General features: G+C 39.0%; 1 protein-coding gene. It reads right to left on the bottom strand.

All coding sequences use genetic code 11. The annotated features are described in order from the left end of the window. A partial coding sequence (locus BMX84_RS12370; protein WP_091490365.1) for an IS1380 family transposase occupies positions 1 to 867 on the bottom strand: 867 nt, incomplete at its 3' end. Between the last annotated feature and the right edge of the window lie 170 nt (positions 868 to 1,037).

Genomic DNA, 1,037 nt, shown 5'->3' with positions numbered 1-1,037 from the left:
TTCCCAAGATTTAGCTTGATAATCAATCTTGAAATACTGTGATTCTTTATGTGTAAAGTCTGTATCTGGTCCGTAAAGGACCTTTTGTTGAGCCATGTTCTTCAGTCGTGCATTGACTTTTAAACGAATAATATACTTCACTTTTTCTTGCTCGCATAACTCATAGATCTCAGGTTTGGCAAAGCCACTGTCCCCTCGGACAGTTAAAAACATATCACATGAGTGCTGTTTGTGTTGAGAGATGATGTCTGCTAAAAAGACTTCTGCATTGTTAGACGTGTACACATTGCCCGGACGAAGTTCGGCACCCAGAAACAGACCAGTCAGTCCATCAAAAGCCACTAAGGGATGATAACCCGTTGTTCCGTAGTGAGTATTGAAATCAGTCTGTTCTTGTTTTCCGAAGGTGTCTGAGTGAGTAGAATCCACGTCAATGATCATATGCTGTGTATTTTTTTGGCCGATATAGATAGTGGTCAATGCCTTGGCAATTGATTGAAGTTGAACGATATTCTCCTCCGACAGTTGATGAATAAAACGAGAAACCATCGACTGTGAACCTAAGGTCGTTTTATTTAGCCCCTGCTGAAAAACTGGATCGTGACGTAGCCAATTGGCTGAAGAATCCGTTGAGTAACCGGCTATTAACTGCACAAGAACCTGCATAAATAAATCAATATAGTCATGTGTACAATAGTTTCTTGAATCGTCAATATGCAATAACTCGTTAACCAGCTCTTTGAACTTGATCTTATGAAAAAATTCAAAGAGTAAAAGGAGACCGGAATCATTGGATAATTGACCGCCATCGTTTGACATAACCAAATGGGGATTGAATTGTAGTTGCTTTTCTTGTAAAGTTGACATTGAGCACACCTCTTGTTTTTGTTGTTTTCGTCGACTTTACAATAACATAGAGTGTGCTCTTTTTGTATATTTTTTTCTTCACCCAACGGGTGAAGAAGGAATAGAGTGATAAACCTTATCAAAGCGGGATAAATGCCTGTTCTGACAAGGTACTATGAATTATTCAGGTT

The sequence above is a fragment of the Alkalibacterium putridalgicola genome (assembly GCF_900109825.1).
In the GTDB taxonomy this organism is placed as follows: Bacteria; Bacillota; Bacilli; order Lactobacillales; family Carnobacteriaceae_A; genus Alkalibacterium; species Alkalibacterium putridalgicola.
The sequence above is the reverse complement of the archived record's forward strand: the minus strand, read 5'-3'. Positions and strand labels throughout refer to the sequence as shown.